The organism is Clostridium sp. AUH-JLR23 (assembly GCF_964238065.1).
GTDB lineage: Bacteria > Bacillota_I > Bacilli_A > Erysipelotrichales > Coprobacillaceae > Allocoprobacillus > Allocoprobacillus merdigallinarum.
Genome location: NZ_CAXSKY010000001.1, coordinates 204,590 through 223,177, shown reverse-complemented (window position 1 = coordinate 223,177; position 18,588 = coordinate 204,590). Strand labels below are relative to the sequence as shown.

General features: G+C 30.9%; 20 protein-coding genes and 1 tRNA gene. 2 read left to right on the top strand and 19 right to left on the bottom strand.

From position 1 onward, the window contains the following. Positions 1–114: 114 nt before the first annotated feature. From ACESR5_RS01190 to ACESR5_RS01150, 9 genes are all read right to left on the bottom strand, one after another. A tRNA-Arg gene (locus ACESR5_RS01190) sits at positions 115–191 on the bottom strand. Positions 192–279: 88 nt separating this feature from the next. Next, on the bottom strand, positions 280–750 hold the full coding sequence (locus ACESR5_RS01185; protein ID WP_087244974.1) for a metallophosphoesterase: 471 nt from the start codon (positions 748–750) through the stop codon (positions 280–282). 34 nt (positions 751–784) lie between these two features. Beyond that, positions 785–1,669: a GerMN domain-containing protein gene (locus tag ACESR5_RS01180; protein ID WP_373153829.1), complete on the bottom strand. Its 885-nt coding sequence runs from the start codon at positions 1,667–1,669 to the stop codon at positions 785–787. Between the two features lie 262 nt (positions 1,670–1,931). Beyond that, the gene (gene murI, locus ACESR5_RS01175) at positions 1,932–2,717 is read right to left on the bottom strand and encodes a glutamate racemase (RefSeq protein ID WP_373153828.1); all 786 of its coding nucleotides are present in this window, start codon (positions 2,715–2,717) and stop codon (positions 1,932–1,934) included. Positions 2,718–2,719: 2 nt separating this feature from the next. Further along, a complete protein-coding gene (locus tag ACESR5_RS01170; RefSeq protein WP_373153827.1) occupies positions 2,720–3,868 on the bottom strand; it encodes a M15 family metallopeptidase in 1,149 nt (382 codons plus the stop codon). 65 nt (positions 3,869–3,933) lie between these two features. Next, positions 3,934–4,137, bottom strand: a complete 204-nt coding sequence (locus ACESR5_RS01165) for a LuxR C-terminal-related transcriptional regulator (protein ID WP_087244970.1) — start codon at positions 4,135–4,137, stop codon at positions 3,934–3,936. Positions 4,138–4,170: 33 nt separating this feature from the next. After that, positions 4,171–5,943, bottom strand: a complete 1,773-nt coding sequence (uvrC, locus tag ACESR5_RS01160) for an excinuclease ABC subunit UvrC (protein WP_087297828.1) — start codon at positions 5,941–5,943, stop codon at positions 4,171–4,173. Next, positions 5,943–8,252, bottom strand: coding sequence for an endonuclease MutS2 (locus tag ACESR5_RS01155; RefSeq protein ID WP_373153826.1), 2,310 nt, complete (start codon positions 8,250–8,252; stop codon positions 5,943–5,945). Before ACESR5_RS01155 ends, uvrC begins: the two co-directional genes overlap by 1 nt. 4 nt (positions 8,253–8,256) lie before the next feature. Next, positions 8,257–9,030, bottom strand: a complete 774-nt coding sequence (locus tag ACESR5_RS01150; protein WP_373153825.1) for a CvpA family protein — start codon at positions 9,028–9,030, stop codon at positions 8,257–8,259. A 96-nt stretch (positions 9,031–9,126) separates the two neighbouring features. On the opposite strand from ACESR5_RS01150, the gene rnhC reads away from it, so the two are divergent. Then, the gene (rnhC, locus tag ACESR5_RS01145) at positions 9,127–10,035 is read left to right on the top strand and encodes a ribonuclease HIII (RefSeq protein WP_087244966.1); all 909 of its coding nucleotides are present in this window, start codon (positions 9,127–9,129) and stop codon (positions 10,033–10,035) included. 131 nt (positions 10,036–10,166) lie between these two features. Here rnhC and ACESR5_RS01140 read toward each other — a convergent pair whose 3' ends face one another. From ACESR5_RS01140 to ACESR5_RS01125, 4 genes are all read right to left on the bottom strand, one after another. Next, positions 10,167–10,634 (bottom strand): dCMP deaminase family protein, encoded by a 468-nt coding sequence (locus ACESR5_RS01140; RefSeq protein WP_087244965.1) that lies wholly within the window; start codon positions 10,632–10,634, stop codon positions 10,167–10,169. A gap of 2 nt (positions 10,635–10,636) precedes the next feature. Then, positions 10,637–11,557, bottom strand: a complete 921-nt coding sequence (locus ACESR5_RS01135) for an RluA family pseudouridine synthase (RefSeq protein WP_087298180.1) — start codon at positions 11,555–11,557, stop codon at positions 10,637–10,639. Then, positions 11,533–12,039, bottom strand: a complete 507-nt coding sequence (gene lspA / locus ACESR5_RS01130) for a signal peptidase II (RefSeq protein ID WP_087244963.1) — start codon at positions 12,037–12,039, stop codon at positions 11,533–11,535. The genes ACESR5_RS01135 and lspA overlap by 25 nt, the downstream gene beginning before the upstream one ends. A 72-nt stretch (positions 12,040–12,111) precedes the next feature. After that, complete coding sequence (locus ACESR5_RS01125) at positions 12,112–12,762, bottom strand: hemolysin III family protein (RefSeq protein ID WP_087298179.1); 651 nt, start codon at positions 12,760–12,762, stop codon at positions 12,112–12,114. Positions 12,763–12,891: 129 nt separating this feature from the next. Between ACESR5_RS01125 and ACESR5_RS01120 the strand changes: the two genes are divergently transcribed. Beyond that, a complete protein-coding gene (locus tag ACESR5_RS01120) occupies positions 12,892–13,446 on the top strand; it encodes a DUF1836 domain-containing protein (protein ID WP_129738654.1) in 555 nt (184 codons plus the stop codon). 38 nt (positions 13,447–13,484) lie between these two features. Here ACESR5_RS01120 and ACESR5_RS01115 read toward each other — a convergent pair whose 3' ends face one another. From ACESR5_RS01115 to ACESR5_RS01090, 6 genes are all read right to left on the bottom strand, one after another. Next, positions 13,485–14,132 (bottom strand): hemolysin III family protein, encoded by a 648-nt coding sequence (locus tag ACESR5_RS01115; RefSeq protein WP_087244977.1) that lies wholly within the window; start codon positions 14,130–14,132, stop codon positions 13,485–13,487. A gap of 16 nt (positions 14,133–14,148) precedes the next feature. After that, complete coding sequence (locus tag ACESR5_RS01110) at positions 14,149–15,906, bottom strand: hypothetical protein (RefSeq protein WP_373153822.1); 1,758 nt, start codon at positions 15,904–15,906, stop codon at positions 14,149–14,151. Then, positions 15,903–16,385: a GNAT family N-acetyltransferase gene (locus tag ACESR5_RS01105; RefSeq protein WP_373153821.1), complete on the bottom strand. Its 483-nt coding sequence runs from the start codon at positions 16,383–16,385 to the stop codon at positions 15,903–15,905. The genes ACESR5_RS01110 and ACESR5_RS01105 overlap by 4 nt, the downstream gene beginning before the upstream one ends. 38 nt (positions 16,386–16,423) lie before the next feature. Further along, on the bottom strand, positions 16,424–17,275 hold the full coding sequence (locus ACESR5_RS01100) for an undecaprenyl-diphosphate phosphatase (RefSeq protein ID WP_373153820.1): 852 nt from the start codon (positions 17,273–17,275) through the stop codon (positions 16,424–16,426). A 251-nt stretch (positions 17,276–17,526) separates the two neighbouring features. After that, entirely contained in the window at positions 17,527–17,844 is a 318-nt protein-coding gene (locus ACESR5_RS01095) for a cupin domain-containing protein (protein WP_087298174.1), read from the bottom strand. Positions 17,845–17,897: 53 nt separating this feature from the next. Further along, positions 17,898–18,323, bottom strand: coding sequence for a hypothetical protein (locus tag ACESR5_RS01090; RefSeq protein WP_373153819.1), 426 nt, complete (start codon positions 18,321–18,323; stop codon positions 17,898–17,900). Between the last annotated feature and the right edge of the window lie 265 nt (positions 18,324–18,588).

Here is an 18,588-nt window from a genome sequence, read left to right as displayed (position 1 = left end):
GTTTTATTTTAAAGGGCTTTAACACCGTTTTTATGGAGTTAAAATCAATTACCAACATTTAACTGAAGTTAAATTTTAACAAAAAAACCCTGATAAATCAGGGTAGTTTTTAAATGGCGTCCACGGAGGGATTCGAACCCGCGACCGCACGCTTAGAAGGCGTGTGCTCTATCCAGCTGAGCTACGTAGACATCTGTTTTTCGACTGCTCATATATATTAGCATAACATATTATAACATGCAAGACTTTTTTTACTTTTTTATAAAAAAAGATACATTTTTATTTTTGTATCTCTTTCAGTCTAAAATCCAGTTTCCCATTATCAATGAATAATACAGCATAGCTTCTGGCACTCCCTCCACGTGGTAAGGTTGTAGATCCAGGATTAATATAATAGAACGATCCATCTTTTTGAAACATTGGCATGTGCGTATGACCTGATATTAAAACCTGACAATGATTCCTTGTCAGTATATCATTCATAGCTAATTCTCTATTAAAATAGCCAAAATACTGACCATGAGTAATGAAAATAGATACACCTTCTACAACAAGACGTGCCTCTTTAGGTAAATCTAAAGACCAGTCATTATTTCCTTTGACACAGATAAAACCCTCTAATACTCTTAAATCATAAGCCTCGCTATCTCCACAATGAATATAATAGTCCCCATCTTGTTCATGTTCTTTTACATAATCGATCATAGACTGATCTCCGTGGTTATCAGACATAATTACAATTTTTTTCATTTACATCACCTAGACACTATTATACCAAAAAAATCTAAATTTTAATATAATTATAATGAATTTGTGAAGTTTCCTGATTTCTAACACTTTCTCCATTAATGAGAATGTCTACATCCTTGACGTTATCTAAAGATGTTAAAGATAAAATGATAAGTTCTTCTAAAGTCTTATCAATTCTTTCATTGTCTAATAAAAGATTTGAATCTAATTCCAGTGTTAAAACCTGATTATCGAGTGATGCATTTAATAAATGAATTTTACTATTGATATGACTTAAAATAGTTTGAACTTGTTCTTCTAAACTATCAGACTCACTAATACGTAATGTTGTTGGAACATAATAAAGATAATCAGCTATTGTCTTTTCCTGATAAACCATCACAGGTACACTTTGATGTAAGAAAGTTGATGCTTCTTCAAAATTATTCAACCCTAAATCATGTGTTAGATGATTTAATGGAACAGTGCTATTGGGCAAATATGTTACATCTTTTCCATCTATTTGTATTTTAAGTTGATTAACATCATCATAATCAGTGAATACATAAGTCAAAGCTTCAATAATATTTAAAGCATCTTGATTAGAATATAAACAATCATTAAAACTCACTGTTAACATATGATCTTGAAGTTCTACTGATTGAACTTCTAATTGTGAATCAATAACAGGATATAATCCATATGTCTGCAATTGAGACGATTGCATTAAATCAATTTTATTTCTAATATCAGTTTCTAATTCCATTTGATTATGCACATTTAAGCTTACAGGAACAAGATCATGATTAGCATCCTGATATATGAGAGTTTGTAAATATGTTTCACTGACCTGTTTTGAATCATCCATCTGTAAATATATAAAAGAACCAATAGCTAAACAAATAATTGAAACAGACACAATGATAATCTTCTTTTTCATGTTTCCACCTCAAAACAATATATGAAAATATAAAAAAAAGATTCCAATGAATCATATTTCTATAAAAAATATGATCTTTGACTTTCAATCAAGACTATTATGTATATTTCATTATCAAAATCTCAAATAGAATTTATAAAAAACATAAACAACAGAATATATTGCTGTATTTTTTACTTAGTCTTCAATTCCATGTTATACAATAAAGGAAGTAACGTTATTTGTTACTTCCCTGCCATGTTTAAAATAACATCTATAAATTTTATAAATGAAGATGTGAAACAAATAAATCCTGATAATCAAAAAATCCTTGTGAAGATTCTACAAAAGTTTGTGTATCTCCCGTTGTATAAATTGTAATTGTCTGAGGTAATGAAGACGTATTTTCTAGATGATGGTTTTTAAGATATGAAGCCACTTCCTGACAGATAGATGCACTACTGGAAATATAATCAATATCTTCCATCACGTCTTGAAACTGTTTTAATAGAATAGGATAATGTGTACACCCCAAAATTAAAGCATCTATTTTATTTTGATATGGTAACAAATATTCTCCTAAAAGTTCTTGTATTCCATATTTGTATTCACCAGACTCAATGACTGGAACTAAGCGTGGTGTCGCCAATTCATAAACAGTTAATTCAGGATTGTATTGTAAAAGCATTTGACGATACTTATGAGATTGAATTGTTGCCGATGTCGCAATCACCAAGACTCTTTGATGATGACGTGCTAAAAACTCATGTACTGTTGAATGAATGACACCTACGATGGGAATATGTGGATATAATTTCTGTAATTCATCCAAGACATTTGCACTTGTTGTATTACAAGCCAAAACAATCATTTTAACATGTTGCTTTGCAAAATAATCACATATTTGACGTGTATATTCTAAAAGTTGACTTTTCGTTTTATCACCATAAGGACAATGTGCATTATCACCAATATAAATCATATTTTCATGCGGAAACTGTTGACGCATATAGTCTAAAACTGTAAGTCCCCCTACTCCAGAATCAAAGATTCCAATTGGATTATTCATAATTATTCTCCCTTGTTTTGTAATTGATATTCTTCTAATGTTAAATTTGAATCATGCAAAGATTTAGCTAAAGATTTACCAACATATCGATAAATATGAGCATCATAGGCATGATTTGTAATAGAAGCCTTGCGCTGTGGATATCTTAAAATAAAACCATATTCATAAGCATGTTCTTCAAGCCATTTTGACATCTCAGTATTTTCAAATTCCTGATAAGCCAATTCAGATTGTGTAACTTCAATTGTCAATCCTAGCTGCATTTCATTATAACCCACTTCTTTTTCATCTAATGTCTGTGGTGACTGATAAGCACTGCGCAATAAAAAGCCTTTGTATTCTTTGCTTAAATCTGTATAAAGTTTTAATAAAGCATTATATGCATCCTTTTGTAAATACATTGTATAACTTACCCTTGGTATATCCTGTACGAGAAGTAATTCACGTGGCTCATATTTTCCAATATAGTTTTGTTGATTCACTAAGGTATCTAACTTATAAGGTGCAAAAACCATTTGTACTCCTGCTGGTAATGTTGTCGTCATTAAATCAGCTAAAGTCTGCTGATTATAAGCACGTGTTAACATTTCCATAATCTGACTAATCTGATTTAAATCATCATAGCCCATTTCCTGTAAAATAAGGATATATTTCTCGCTATCCTGTACAAATGAATAATCATTTTCCTGATATAATGATTTCATTGATGTGTAGATATCAATATAGTCAAAATTAAAATTGTCAGTATTTAAAAAAGCTTCTTCCAAAACATTATGTACTAATACTTTGGCCTGATCAAAAGCTTGTTGACGATAAAGATAATCTAATCGTGTAGCTAAAGAATTTCCAGTTTCTAGAATATCTGTTATTGTTGAATAACGATGAGTTTCTTTTAAAAGGTTATAATATTGATAATTGACTAATTGAAAATCATCATATTCTATGTAGTCAATAAATAGATCAATTGAAATCTGATTATCTATTAAATATTCCTGTTCGTCATCACTTAAATATTTTTCAATTAAGACACGATTATCATTATTAATGCCATTAAGTCTATAAAATTTATCAAAATGAAGATTAACAACATAAAAAGAACAACCAAACAAAATAATGATTACAAGAAATAAGTGCCATGTTTTTAATTTCATGTCATCACCCTTTCTCGACTATTATAATACATATTGTTATATTTTTAAAGAAAAGAAATTGATTTCTAAAGATCAATTTCTTTCATTTTAATAAGTTCCAAGACAGCCTGGATACGAGACTCAACACCTAGTTTTTGAATCACATTGGAAATATGATTACGAACTGTCTTTTCACTAATATATAATTGTTTTGCAATTTCTTTTGTTGTATAAGATTGTATCAAGAGTGTAAATATCTCTTTTTCACGCTTTGTCAATAAGGAATGCATCATAACCCTCCCACATTAATATATGAGTAAAGGTTATGAGCTGTGCTCATTTGTATGCAAAGATTGAAAAAGTTCTTTCGCAACTTTTTCAGGTAAAACTTCCTGAAGTTCTTCTATAGTTGCTTCTCTCATTCGTTTTACACTTTTAAAATGATGCAACAATTGTTGCTTACGTTTTGGTCCGATTCCTTCAATATCATCTAACGTAGAAGCAAATAAAGATTTAGAACGTACATTTTTATGAAAACTAATAGCATAACGGTGAACTTCATCTTGCATACGTGTCAATAAAAAGAAAAGTTCACTTTTTGGATGAATAGGTATTGGCTGCCCATCCTGGTCCAACAACATGGCCGTCGAATGTTTATCATCTTTAGCTAACCCATAAACAGGTATATTCATTGCTAATGAATCAATAACTTCTTTAGCCGCATGAATTTGTCCTAATCCACCATCTACAATAATCATATCAGGAGGTGTCAGATTTTCCATCAAGACACGGTAATATCTACGATAAATCACTTCTCGCATACTTCCATAATCATCAGGTCCATCAACAGTTTTGATTTTAAATTTACGATAATCCTTTTTAGAAGGAACGCCATCTTTAAAACAAACCATTCCAGCAACTGCATAAGCACCCTGAATATTAGAATTATCAAACAATTCAATAATATGAGGTGTTTTCATATGCAAAAGTTCACCTAACTGTTGGATAGCACCTAAAGTCGCCGCTTCATTTTTTTCCATTAATTGGAATTTCTTTTCTAATGATTCTTTAGCATTTTCAATCGCCATTTGAACAAGAGAAGCCTTATTACCTTTTTGAGGTTTTAGAATTTTACATTCAATAATTTGTGAAAGCAAATCTATATCCATATCCATAGGAACAAGAATTTCCTTTGGTAAGGTATTATTTTGATAAAACGAAACCATAAATTGCTGCAAACTCTCTTGAACATGATCTTCAATAGGTATTAAATTCAAATCACGTGATAACAGTTTACCGTGACGCATAAAAAATAACTGGATGCTTAAATAACCATGATCAACATAATATCCTAAAATATCACGATCAATCTGATCATTAAATTGAACATGCTGTTTAGCTGTCACATAACGAATATGTGAAATTAAATCACGATATTCTTTAGCTTGCTCAAAATTCAATTCCTCACTAGCCTTCATCATTTTTTCAGTTAACTCATTAACTTTTTCTTTGATATCCCCATTAAGAAGTTTAGTAATAGATTTTTTAATATCAACATATATATTCTCATCAACATCTTGAATACATGGCGCCAGACATTGTCCCAATGAATAATAAAGACAAGGTTTTTTAGGAATATGATTACATTTTCTAAGAGGATATAAACGATTTAATAATTTAAAAGTTTCTCTAGCTGCAGTAGCATCTGGAAATGGGCCAAAATGTTTGGCTTTTTTTTCTTTGGCATTTCTAACAATACGTAAGCGAGGATGTGTTTCATTTGTCATTTGAATATAAGGATAATAGGTATTATCCATAAACATTATATTATATTGAGGGGTATAATCTTTAATCAGATTAATTTCTAAAAGCAGTGCTTCTTTTTCACTATCAGTTACAATATAATCAAAATCCTCAATTTCACTTACCAGTTTTGTCGTTTTATAATTATGAACACCAACAAAATAAGAATGAACACGATTTTTTAATTTTTTAGCTTTACCAACATAAATCACAGTTCCCTCTTTATTTTTCATTAAATAACATCCTGGTGATGCAGGTAATAAAGAGAGCTTATTTCTAATAAGATCATTCATTATTCAAAATATACCAGTGTAGCCCCTAATCCACCTTCATTAGGTCCACCATCTCGATATGATACAACGTGTTTGTTCTTATCTAAAATTTTCCTTACTCCTTTTCGAAGTGCACCAGTTCCCATTCCATGTACAATACGGACATGCGGATATCCCATCACCAAAGCATCATCCAAGAATTTATCAACCAATGCCATTGCCTCTTCATATCTTTTGCCAATAATATTGATTTCATAATTTCCTGTTTTAGAAACGGTTGATTTCTTTATTTTTGCTTTTTCAACTTTTTTCACTTTTGTTTGAGGATGTAAATAAAGCACTTCATCTTCATGTAATTTAACATTGAGTCCAGATATAGAAACCATAACCATATGGTTCTTTAAAATTTCCACAATATCCCCTTCTCTGTTCATCTTCAACACACGAACATGATCTCCAATATGCAATTGATGATCCTGTTTATGAACAACCTCCTGATTAACATATTTCATTTGATCTAAATCATGACGTATTTGATTCATTTCATGAGGTTTTAATGTCGATTGTTTTATAATGTTCATCATATCCTGAACTTCTGTTTTGGCTTTATCAATAATTGCATTAGCCTCGTCTTTAGCTTTTTGAATCATTTGATCTTTTTGATTTTCTATCTGACGTAACTGTTTTTCATATTTTTTTTGTAAGATTTGAACTTCTTCTTGAGATTCAATAAGTTGTTTTTCCTTTTGTTCTAAAATATCCTCTTTCATTTGCAGTGTTTCCATTAATCTTTCATGTTCAGACATGGATTCATTTTTAATATTTCGTGCATTTTGAACAATGTTTTTGTCTAAACCTAAAAGTTCTGCAATTTCAATAGCATATGATTGTCCAACACTGTCCAATTTCAAATGATATGTTGGTTTCATTGACTCCACATCAAAAGCAACGGCCGCCATCAATATCTCTGGATGCTCTTTAGCAAATGTTTTGAGTCGACCATAATGGGTAGTGGCTAAAACAAAAGATTTCATATCTACAAAACGTGATAAAATAGCTTCAGCCAGACTTTCTCCTTCTTGAGGATCAGTTCCAGATCCAATTTCATCTAATATAACTAAACTTGATGCAGTTGCATGATGTAAAATATCTATAATTTTCATCATATGACTAGAAAATGTTGAAAGTGACTGCTCAATAGACTGTTCATCCCCCAAATCGACATATATCTGATCAAATAAAGGAATAACAGCTTCACGAGCTGGGACTGGTAGTCCACATAACGCCATAAACGATAATAAACCAGCTGTTTTTAATGTCACTGTTTTTCCACCAGTATTGCTTCCAGTGATTAATAAAATACGATGCTGTTTTAATATAATATCATTCGCAATCACTTTTTCTTGAACAATACATGGATGACGTGCTTCTAAAAAAGACAAAACATTGCCATCTTTTTGGATCGTTGGTCGACAACAATGATAAAGCACACCAAACTGTGCTTTAGCAAAAATAAAATCTAATTCAGTAAGAATCTCTAAATTGAAATGAAAGTGATAATAATGATTTTTAACAAGTTGAGAAAGATAAAAAAGAATACGTTCCACTTCTTCCTTTTCTTGAGCCTCGTATAAACTGATCTGATTGTTCATACTTACAACTTCTGCAGGTTCAATATAAACAGTTTGCCCGGTCGCACTTTGAGCATGAATAAGTCCTTGAATCTGATTTTTATGATGCGACTGAACTGGCAATACCAGCCGATTATTTCTTGATGTCATTTGATCAATAGATAAATAATCCTGACTTTCCTTCACAAGATGTTCCATTCTTGTACGGATTTGTAACTGAGTATGCCTTATCTGTTGACGAATATGAAAAAGCTTAGGACTGGCATGATCATCAACTTGACCATCTGGAGTTATACATTTTCTTATTTCTTCTAATAAACGGGGTTGAGCTACTAAACCAGTATTAAGTTCATTTAAAAAATGAGCTGTTATTTCGCTATTATCAAAATAATTTTGGACATTAATAACACATTCCAGATGAGTTTGGACATGTAACAATTCTTCACCTGTTAATTGACCATCTCTATTAGCTTTTTTTAAACTCAAAGAAATATCACTAAGTCCACCTAATGGTAATCTTCCTTGTCGATCAATAAATTTCATAGCTTCATCAACTTTATCTAACGCCTCATTAACATCATCTTCATCATCAAATATCTGTAATTTTTGAACTTCTTGTTTCCCTAATGATGAAGCACAAAAACGCATAATTTTTTCTTGAATGATGTTCATTTCTAATGTTTCATATATATTCTTCATTTTATCACCCCTTTACTTGAGATAGAACGTCTTGAATCTGTTGTGTTGAATAGTTTGAATCTTCTAATAATTGTGTTAACTGCTGAATTTGTGAAGGATTCAACTGAATGGTCTGATTTTGATGAAATACATAATCTTCAAATAATTGAAGTGCATCTTGTTCATTGATAAAATGAGCATTCATGGCATTCAATGTAAATTCAGCGATAAATTCTTTTGAATAAGTATCCAGACTATTATTATCTTGCATAAGATCACTCATATTCATAACGGTTTGAGTGACATCGGGAATCATATCGACAATGGCATTTGCGATATAGGAATTTTGAATCATTTCTTTTCCATTAGCTACAAATGGAATGAAAAGAAAAACCAGACAGATATAAATAATCAATATTCCTTCAACCACATGACAACATAAACCTAATAAACGATCTGCAAAAGCAGTTAAAGAAAAAGTATGCATAATACCTTTTAATAGTGGTTTTACCAAAACTCCTATGATTTTTTTTATGATCATGAAAACAATAAATAGGATGAAACCAACGACTATACGATTAATTGTAGAACCTATTAGTGAAGCAATAAAATCATGGCTGTCATATTGATAAATTGTCCATATTGATGATAATGGATCACTTAAAAAATAGACCAACAATAAAACGAATAAAAAAGATACAATATCATAAAGCTGAATAATGAATCCTTTTTTATACCCAATAATCGCAGTTATCACTAAAAATATGACACAAATGATGTCTATTGAAAAAAAATCCAAGAAAAACCCTCCTTATAAACGCCGATATTATAACATTTGAAAAATGTTCTGTCAAAATTAACAAAATTATGTTAAAATAATAATGAGGTGATTAACGTGGAACCAATTATTTTAAAAGTTGAACAAATTACATTGGAGAAAATGAAAAAATATTATGATAGTCAAATGGTTCCAGTTGATGACACAAACCTTATATTTAAAGCACATGCTATTGGTTGCGATATTATCGCTAAAGATAATCATACAGTTGAGTTTTCGGGTGCTAATGCTTTTCAGGAAGCCAAACATTGGTCTAAGAAAATAGCGAAACAATTAGCTAATATGACAACGAACATTGAAGATATTTTTCCGTATCATCATATTGGATGTGCTGAAACAGGATCTACTGATTATTTAGGTCCAATTTGTGTTGTATCATGTTATGTACAGGAAAAAGATATTGAGTTATTAAAAGAGCTCAAAATTGATGATATAACAACTTTAAGTAATCGTGAAATTATTCAATGTGCAAAGCTCATTAAAGACAAGCTTATTTATAGTTTATTAATTTTAGATAACTCACATTATAATAAAATGGTAAGTGATGGTTTTAATCAAGCTAATATTAAATCAAAACTCTACAATCAGGCAACTGTGAATGTTATGCAGAAAGTCAAACAAAATGTAAAGGTAAAAGTGATCAATCAATTTGTTTCTCCAAAAACATATTTTAATTATCTGAAAAATGAAGTTATTGTTGTAAAAGATTTAATGTTTGTTTCAGATGCCGAACAAAAATACATGGCTGTATTAGCTGCTGAAATTTTATCAAGATATGCATATTTACAGTATTTTGCAAATATGACAAAGAGTTTAAAAATGAATTTAATCCGTGGATCAAGTTCTCAAGTTGATGTTGTTGCTGCAAAGATTGCTGCTAAATATGGCGAAAATATTTTAACAAAAGTTGTCAAACTCAATTTTACAAACACAAAACGTGTTAAGGCATTATTGAAAGAACAGTAAGAATGGAAATGAACCATTCTTTTTTATTATTACCTTTTGATATTTTATAAAACCAATTTTGAATAAGTTTATAAAATATAAAAACTGAGCTATATTGGAATGATTAAAAACAATATAACTCAGCTTTTTTATTAATCTTTAATCTCTATATCGAAGCGTTGCATTTTTTGATAGGCAACACCTGCAGCATCCAGCATACGCTTTGCAGCACGATCACTAGGTGTATCATTATATTTATCATCTTCGTAAATAATCTTTTGAATACCACTTTGAATAATAGCTTTCACACATTCATGACAAGGAAATAATGATACATAGATACGACATCCCTTGAGATTTTGAATACTATTTAAAATTGCATTCAACTCAGCATGAACAACATATGGATATTTTGTATCATACATATCCCCTTCTCGACTGTTCCAAGGAAATTCCGTATCCTCACATCCCCAAGGCAATCCATTATATCCAACACCTACGATTTTATTTTCAGGACTCACAATACAAGCCCCCACTTGTGTATTAGGATCTTTTGAACGATATGCTGATAATTTTGCAATTCCCATAAAATACTGATCCCAACTAATCACTTTAGACATTTTTATTCCCCCATTTCTTCTCTTAGTTGTGAAAGTTTATTTAAAAAGAAATCTGGTAACTCACTTTCAAAATATAATTCTTCATGTGTTCGTGGATGAATAAATCCTAAAATTTTAGCATGTAAATATTGACCATGACTTGTATCATCACGTCTAAGTCCATATTGTGGATCACCATATACAGGATGTCCAATATATTGCATATGAACACGAATTTGATGTGTACGTCCAGTTTCTAAACGACATTCAACCAAACTCATATCACGAAAACGTTCAATCACTTTAAAATTTGTAATTGCTTCTTTGGCATTTTTATCAGTACAAGTCATTTTCTGGCGATCACGAGGATCACGTCCAATAGGTGCTTCAATTCGTCCGAACTCATGAGGAATCAAACCATGAACCAATGCATAGTAACGTCTTGTAACTGTATGCTCCTGTAACTGCTCACTTAAACTTTGATGTGCCAAATCATTTTTTGCAACCATTAATAAACCACTTGTTTCCTTATCAATACGATGAACAATACCTGGTCGCATCACGCCATTAATGCCTGATAAATCTTGACAATGATATAATAAAGCATTCACAAGAGTTCCTGAATAAATACCTGCTGATGGATGAACAATCATACCACTTGGTTTGTTGACTACAATGACGTCCTGATCTTCATAAACAATATCAAGCGGAATATTCTCTGGTAATATATCTGTATTTTCTGGTTCAGGAATAGATACACAACAAATATCTCCTATTTCGGCTTTATAACTTGATTTAACAATGACATCATTCACAGTCACATTTTGTTGACGAATTAATTGTTGAATCTGTGTTCTTGACATATCTTTCAAATAACCAGACAACAATTTATCCAGTCTTTGACCTTTATGTTCTTCATCTACTGTGATTTTGATAGTTTCCATGCTTTATACTCCTCTATACATATTTCTAAGATGACTAACGCCATACCAATAGTAATCGCCATATCAGCAACATTAAAAATAGGAAAATTATATCCAAAAATAATAAAATCAATAAAATCTCTTACATATCCAAAGGCAATACGATCAATTAAATTGCCAATTGATCCCCCAAAAACAAGTACCAATCCAAAACGTGTCAATTTTTGATAGGGTTCAGATTTGATAAAATAATAAACAATTCCAATCGCAGCAACTATCCATACAATCACGAATAGATTTATTTTACCTGCCAACATTCCCCAGGCTGCCCCTGTATTATGTGTATATGTAAAATAAAAGAAATTATCTATAATGGAATAACTACCTCCTAGAGATAATGTATGATCAACAATGATTTTTGTCACCTGATCTCCAATAACAATGACCAAAAAGGTCAAAACATATAATATCATAGTCTGATATGTTAATTTTAATTTTTTCATTCTTTTATCACCAGTTCCTATTATAAGCAAAAATGACATATAAAGCAAAGAAAAAAAGCATAGATATGCTTTTTATAAAATAAAAATAACAATTGCCAGATAATGAAATACTGAACCCATAATGACAAATATATGGAAAAGTTCATGAAAGCCAAAATCTTTCGTTAAATTAGGTTTTTTAAAAATATAAATAAAAGCACCAATAGAATATGCAATACCACCACAGGCAATTAAGAACAAACAAGGTAAAGGAATACCTCTAAATGATTGAAAATCAAATAAGATAGACCATCCTAAAATCAAATAAATAGCTGTTGCAACTGCACGAGGTGCATTTAACCAACAGATTTTTAAAATAATTCCAATAATAGCAACACTCCACAAAACAGCAAGAAAATAATATGAATGAGGCGCAGGCATACATGCAATAACAACTGGAGTATAAGTTCCAACTATTAATACATAGATCATTGAATGGTCTAATTTTCTTAAAATCGTTTTTATTCTTTGACTGCCACTAAAAAAATGATAAATTGAACTGGCACTATATAAAGCAATCAATGATATGCCAAAAATGATTCCAGCACATAAAACAGCCGGTGACGTATCTTTCTGTATTCCAATAAAAATCATAATCAATAAACCAATGAAAGATAAGCATGCCCCTATAAAATGAGTTTCACTGCTAATAGGATCCATAGCTTTCTGAAACAACTTTCTCACAATATCAACTCCTTTATATGTAGTATTTAATACTACTTTATACATCTATTATATTTTATTTTAATCATTTGTCAACGAGATATTGTTATTTTGTATAAATTCATGTATAGTTATTTATGAGGTGAGTTTATGAACAATGAAAAATTAGATATGATTTTAGATCAGATTGAAAACATGAGTCATTTAAAATCGGAAGATATACCTTCTCTTGATTTGTATATGGATCAGATTATGACTTTATTTGATATTAATCTTGCTGATAATAAGCGACATGATGATGATAAGCTTCTAACCAAAACAATGATTAATAATTATTCTAAAGAAGGATTATTAAAACCTATCAAAGGAAAGAAATATACAAAAAATCATATTTTACAAATGTTACTTATTTATTCACTAAAAAATACTATTTCTATCCAGGAAATCAAAAAGATTTTACAACCTTTCCATGATCATATGGAAGAAATTGAACCCATTTATAATAATTATTTAAACATACAAAAAGAGTTATCTCATGATGTGACAGTTTCTATTCAAAACTTAATTAAAAATCAACACATAGATTTAGATAACTCTTACCAACTTGTTTTCATTTTATTATTAATCTGTTCTTTAAGTAATCAATATAAAATGATTGCCGAAAGAATACTTGATACTTTTTATGAAACAAATGAAGAAAAATAACCCCAAAGACAAGCCAAAGCTCTGTCCTGGGGTTTTTATTACATGAGAAAAACAATTGCTATGAAATGTAAAATACTTGCGCAATTAATGAATAAATGCCAGACAAAATGAAAATATTTTTTATGCTTAGCATAGAAGAAAACACCTACGGAATACATGATTCCACCCATAACAATAAAAAACAAAAACCAGAAAGAAGAATGAATAAGAAATGGAATAAAGATAATGGCTATCCATCCCATGACTAAATAAATAGTCGTAGATAAAACGGGAAAAGATCGTTTCGCAATAGCTTTCAATAAAATTCCAGCTAAAACTGCAGACCATTGAATAACTAAAATTAAAATACCTACCCAGCCTTGAACGACACATAAAGCTACGGGTGTATAACTTCCAGCAATCGCTAAATAGATGCAGATATGATCTAATTTTCTAAAGACATATTTCTGTTTAGAATCATAAGCCATACTATGATATATTGTTGAAATCAAAAACATTAAAAATAAACAAATAACAAAAATAGAAACACCTACACTACGAACAACTCCACCTTTAATATATGAATATACAGCTACAAAAGGCAAGGATAATAAACATAGTAAAGCCATCACACCATGACTGACAGCATTTCCAACCTCTTCGCCAAAAGTTAATTTAAACATATCTTTCATTGTTTTTTCTTTCATTTCCATTAACCCCCTATCAATCAAGAATACCAACCTGTTTTAATAAGAATTGCCCATTGCTTGATTTTGATATGCCTTTTTTGATTTTATAATCAAAATATATGTGTTCATCTTCATAGTATTCATCAAAATGATAATTCTGTTTTTTTAGCTGACCTAGTTCTAAATCATGCGTTGTTAAAAAGGTATAAGCATAAGGTAAGGATAACTTTTCAATCGTTGCTTTTGCTCCGGCAATACGATCCAAAGAGTTTGTTCCTTTAAAAATCTCATCAATAAAACAAATCATTGGTTGTTTCTTATGAGAATATTCAATCATTTCCTTAATACGTAAAAGTTCTCCATAAAAAGTAGAAATACCTTCTTCCACATTATCTTTCACACGCATAGAGGTCATAATATGCATTGGAAAACAGCTCATATTTTTAGCAAAAACAAATCCCCCGGCATATGCTAAAATTAAATTTAAAGCAATAGTTCGCATAAATGTTGTTTTTCCAGACATGTTAGAACCTGTAATCACACATAAAGATTCCTGCATTTCAAAATCATTTCCAACAACATGATAAGGATCAATTAAAGGATGACGCAAATCATGGAATGATAATGTTTTCTGTTTCTGAATATCGGGCAAGACAACATCAAACTGATCCACTTTTAAAATTGCCAAGCTCATTAATGCTTCTATATGCGCTAAACTTTCAAACCATTTTGGAACAGCATGACTATATTGCTTGATCCACTTGGCATATTGATATTGAATATAATAATCAAATAATCCTAAACCATTTAAAAATAAAAAAGCAAAAATATTTTGACGATAGATAACCTTTTGACTTATACGCGAAAGTTGTAAAATAGCCTTTATAGCATCCTCTTGATGCGTTATATTTGATTGTAATGATTTTAGATAAGATGAAGAAAATGAGTTGTTCACAATTTGTGCATAACTCTGTGCATAACTTTCCAAACCTGTGGATAAGTATGCAATTGGTTCAAACATTTCCTGATGATAACGATATTTTAAAAACGTAATACACAATTGTAAAACGACTCCTACTTCCAATATGGCTTGACTATATGGTGTGCCCCATCCAAAACAGACACAAATCAAACTACAGCAGATAATCAAAGGTATAATAAATAAAAATCGTAATAATGTTGGAATGGACTGATTTTGAATATATGCCATCCATTTTTCAATGCCATTCTTTTTTTGTTCTGGAATCATTGAACCTAATGTTTCTAATCGAACAACAAATTCTGGCATATCTGCCAATTCTTTAACTGCTTTTTGACGTTCCATCATTTGATCATAGCTGCTATCCTGAATCAGATAATCTGCTAATTGCTTTTTCCCTTGTTGGGTAAATGCTACACAAATCATCTGATATAATGAATTTTGACCTAAAACATCCAAATCAAGGCTTTTATAGTCCTGATCACTTAAAAAAGCCTCTCCATTCTCTTCGAATTCTTTCCATTTCCCCTCTTTTCTATCAATATGACGCTTATATGTTTTCAAAAGGGATTGGATATAAAGATCTTGTTTTTTATAACGATTATGAATGATAACCACGCCTATAAATCCAATAAAGAAAATTCCTGCTAAAACATAGCCAATGTTTTGCCAATAATATCCCAATAATAACAATACAATCATCACGCAAAAAAAGACAAGTCTTAACACAGCAAACATATTGCAATAACGATGAATATATTGACTCTCTTTTTTTGTATTCATATATTCTTTTTCAAAATCAATAAAACTCATAATACCTCCACAGACTGTTTTTCAAATATTACAACTTCTTCATGACCCCAATATGAACGAGCTATTTCTTTAAAGCCCATAGCTTGCCAAAAAGCCTTTCCGTTTTTATTTTGAGATAAACAAGCTAGCTGTATCGTATATTGAGAATAATTTTGACATAATCTTTGAATAATTCTTTGACCATAATGATGATGCCATAAGCTTTCTTCTATTAGAAACAAACCAATCCATAAATACGACTGATCATGTTTCATAGAAAAACGATAGCCAAGCATATAATCTATATAAGCAATCATTGTTTGATGTTCATATATTTTATAGTGAAAATGATTTCTTTCATCAAACCCTTCAGGACCTAACATATCCTGATTGATATAATCATAAGTTATTTCTTGAACATCCAATGAAAAATACGTTCTTTGACGCAAATAAAACTGATAAAGTTCTTCATCACATGAATGCACTAACTGATACTTCATATTTCCTCCATATAAAGAAAAACACGACAGAAATCGTGTTATCCTAAAAACATAAAATATACAAGAACTATGATACCTAAAACAATACGATACCATCCAAAAACTTTAAAGTCATGTTTTTTAATATAACTCATTAAAAACTTAATAACAAATACAGAAACAACAAAGGCAACAACCATACCAACAATAAGAATTGTTGCTTCCTGCATTGTAAAAGACAGACCAAATTTAACAATCTTTAATAGTGAAGCTCCAAACATAACTGGAATCGCTAAAAAGAATGTAAACTCAGCTGCAACGGTTCTAGATACGCCTAATAATAAAGCTCCTACAATCGTTGCACCTGAACGTGATGTTCCAGGGAAAATCGCTGCAATCAGCTGAAATACACCAATCAGTAAAGCTGTCTGAATTGTAATATTTCGTAATGAATGGATGCGACTATGTTGATGCGCATTTCTATTTTCAATCACAATAAACGCAATCCCAAAAACAATCAATGCTATAGATACTGTCTGATAATTATAGAACATTGCTTCTAGTTGTTCATCAAAGAGTACCCCAACGACTGCTGCTGGAATACAGGCTACTAATATTTTAATCCATAAAACAACCTTATCAACTTTTACATAAGATAATAAACCATCTTTAGCTAATGGATATGGATTGTCTTTTTTTTCAAAAGGAAAAAAATCATTCCAAAACAAAATAACAACAGCCATAATTGCACCTAACTGAATGACAACCTGAAACAAACTATAAAATTCTGGACTTACATCCAATTTAATAAATTCATCAAGTAAAATCATATGTCCTGTACTGCTGATAGGAAGCCATTCTGTCACACCTTCTACAATACCGAACAATATCGCTTTTAATATTTCAATCATTATTAACCCTCCTGATTGATTGTCTACTTGTATTACTATATATGAAATATACTCTTTTGTATATGCTTTTTGATAAAAATAATTATTTTCATCTATCTTTTTCTATAGATTTCGACTCAAAAGTACGACACTTTCAATATGGCTTGATACGATAGGCTGAATGTCCTTGCTATTTTTATGAGCAAGGGAACATATCCACAGCCTTTTTCGTTGTTTAGTCGTTTGTGGAAACATATCCATAAAACTGGAATTTAGCAGTTTGGCGCCGGTGCTTTAACAACAATAAACTCCAGCGTTTCTTCAGAAACATTTTTTAAGTTCATTTTTGTATGGAATGGAACTTTTAATACTGTTCCTGCCTGATATTCATGTGTTTCCTGTTCATTCAAAGTCGCTGATAATGTTCCGCGAACAACTGTAATATACACACTTTTTGCATTTGAAAAATGCTCTGGCAGACATTCACCCTTATTCAAGATCATATGCATATAGTGTATATTTTCATCAATAATTACCTTTTCAACTGTTTTTTCATTTCCTTGTGTTAATTTAAAAATTTGTTCAATCATATTTTTCCGTCTCCCTTTGTGTTTCATCAACTCTGTAAATTCATATTTTCCGCTTACGCTACAGGCGGGTCGAAATCCTCGTCCGTACACTTACGGATGATTCTCTTTGTTTTTTCAATAGGTAGAGGCACATTTTCTTCACTGAAATACTCAATATTCACTACCTCTACAACCGCCTCATGGTTATCCTTACCTGCAGGCACAAGCACGAAGTCACCAATTTCAATGCTATCATCATCTGTCAGATAATAATAACTCTTGTAACCTTCATCAAAAGTAACGCTACAAAAGATGTATTCTGATTTGCGCCGTTTTACTTTGCCATAAACTGATGGGTCAAGTATTTCTCCTAAACCATAGAAACGAATGAAGTCAAACACCGTTTCCGCAAAATCTGCGAAGTCCTCCGGCAGACCATTTTTATCGTAGCTACCCGCAATGGTAGAGCAATTCTTCGTGGTGTTCGACATAGATGTCATAAGCTGACACTACCGGAAAAGGCTTAAAATAAGGCTTTTTTAGGCATTATTTATCTACTCTTGACATCAATACTACACACTCGACGTGCGTACAAATTCAAATTATATCCCCACAAAACTACGGATATCTGGACAATATTTTTACAGTACTAATACCGTTCGTGCAGCCTTTTCCCACAAAATCATGGATGGTATTAATTTTGCACCATACTAATTGTGCAACAGCCTGTGGCACAATTACTTTTTTCCATTACTTCAGTATCAT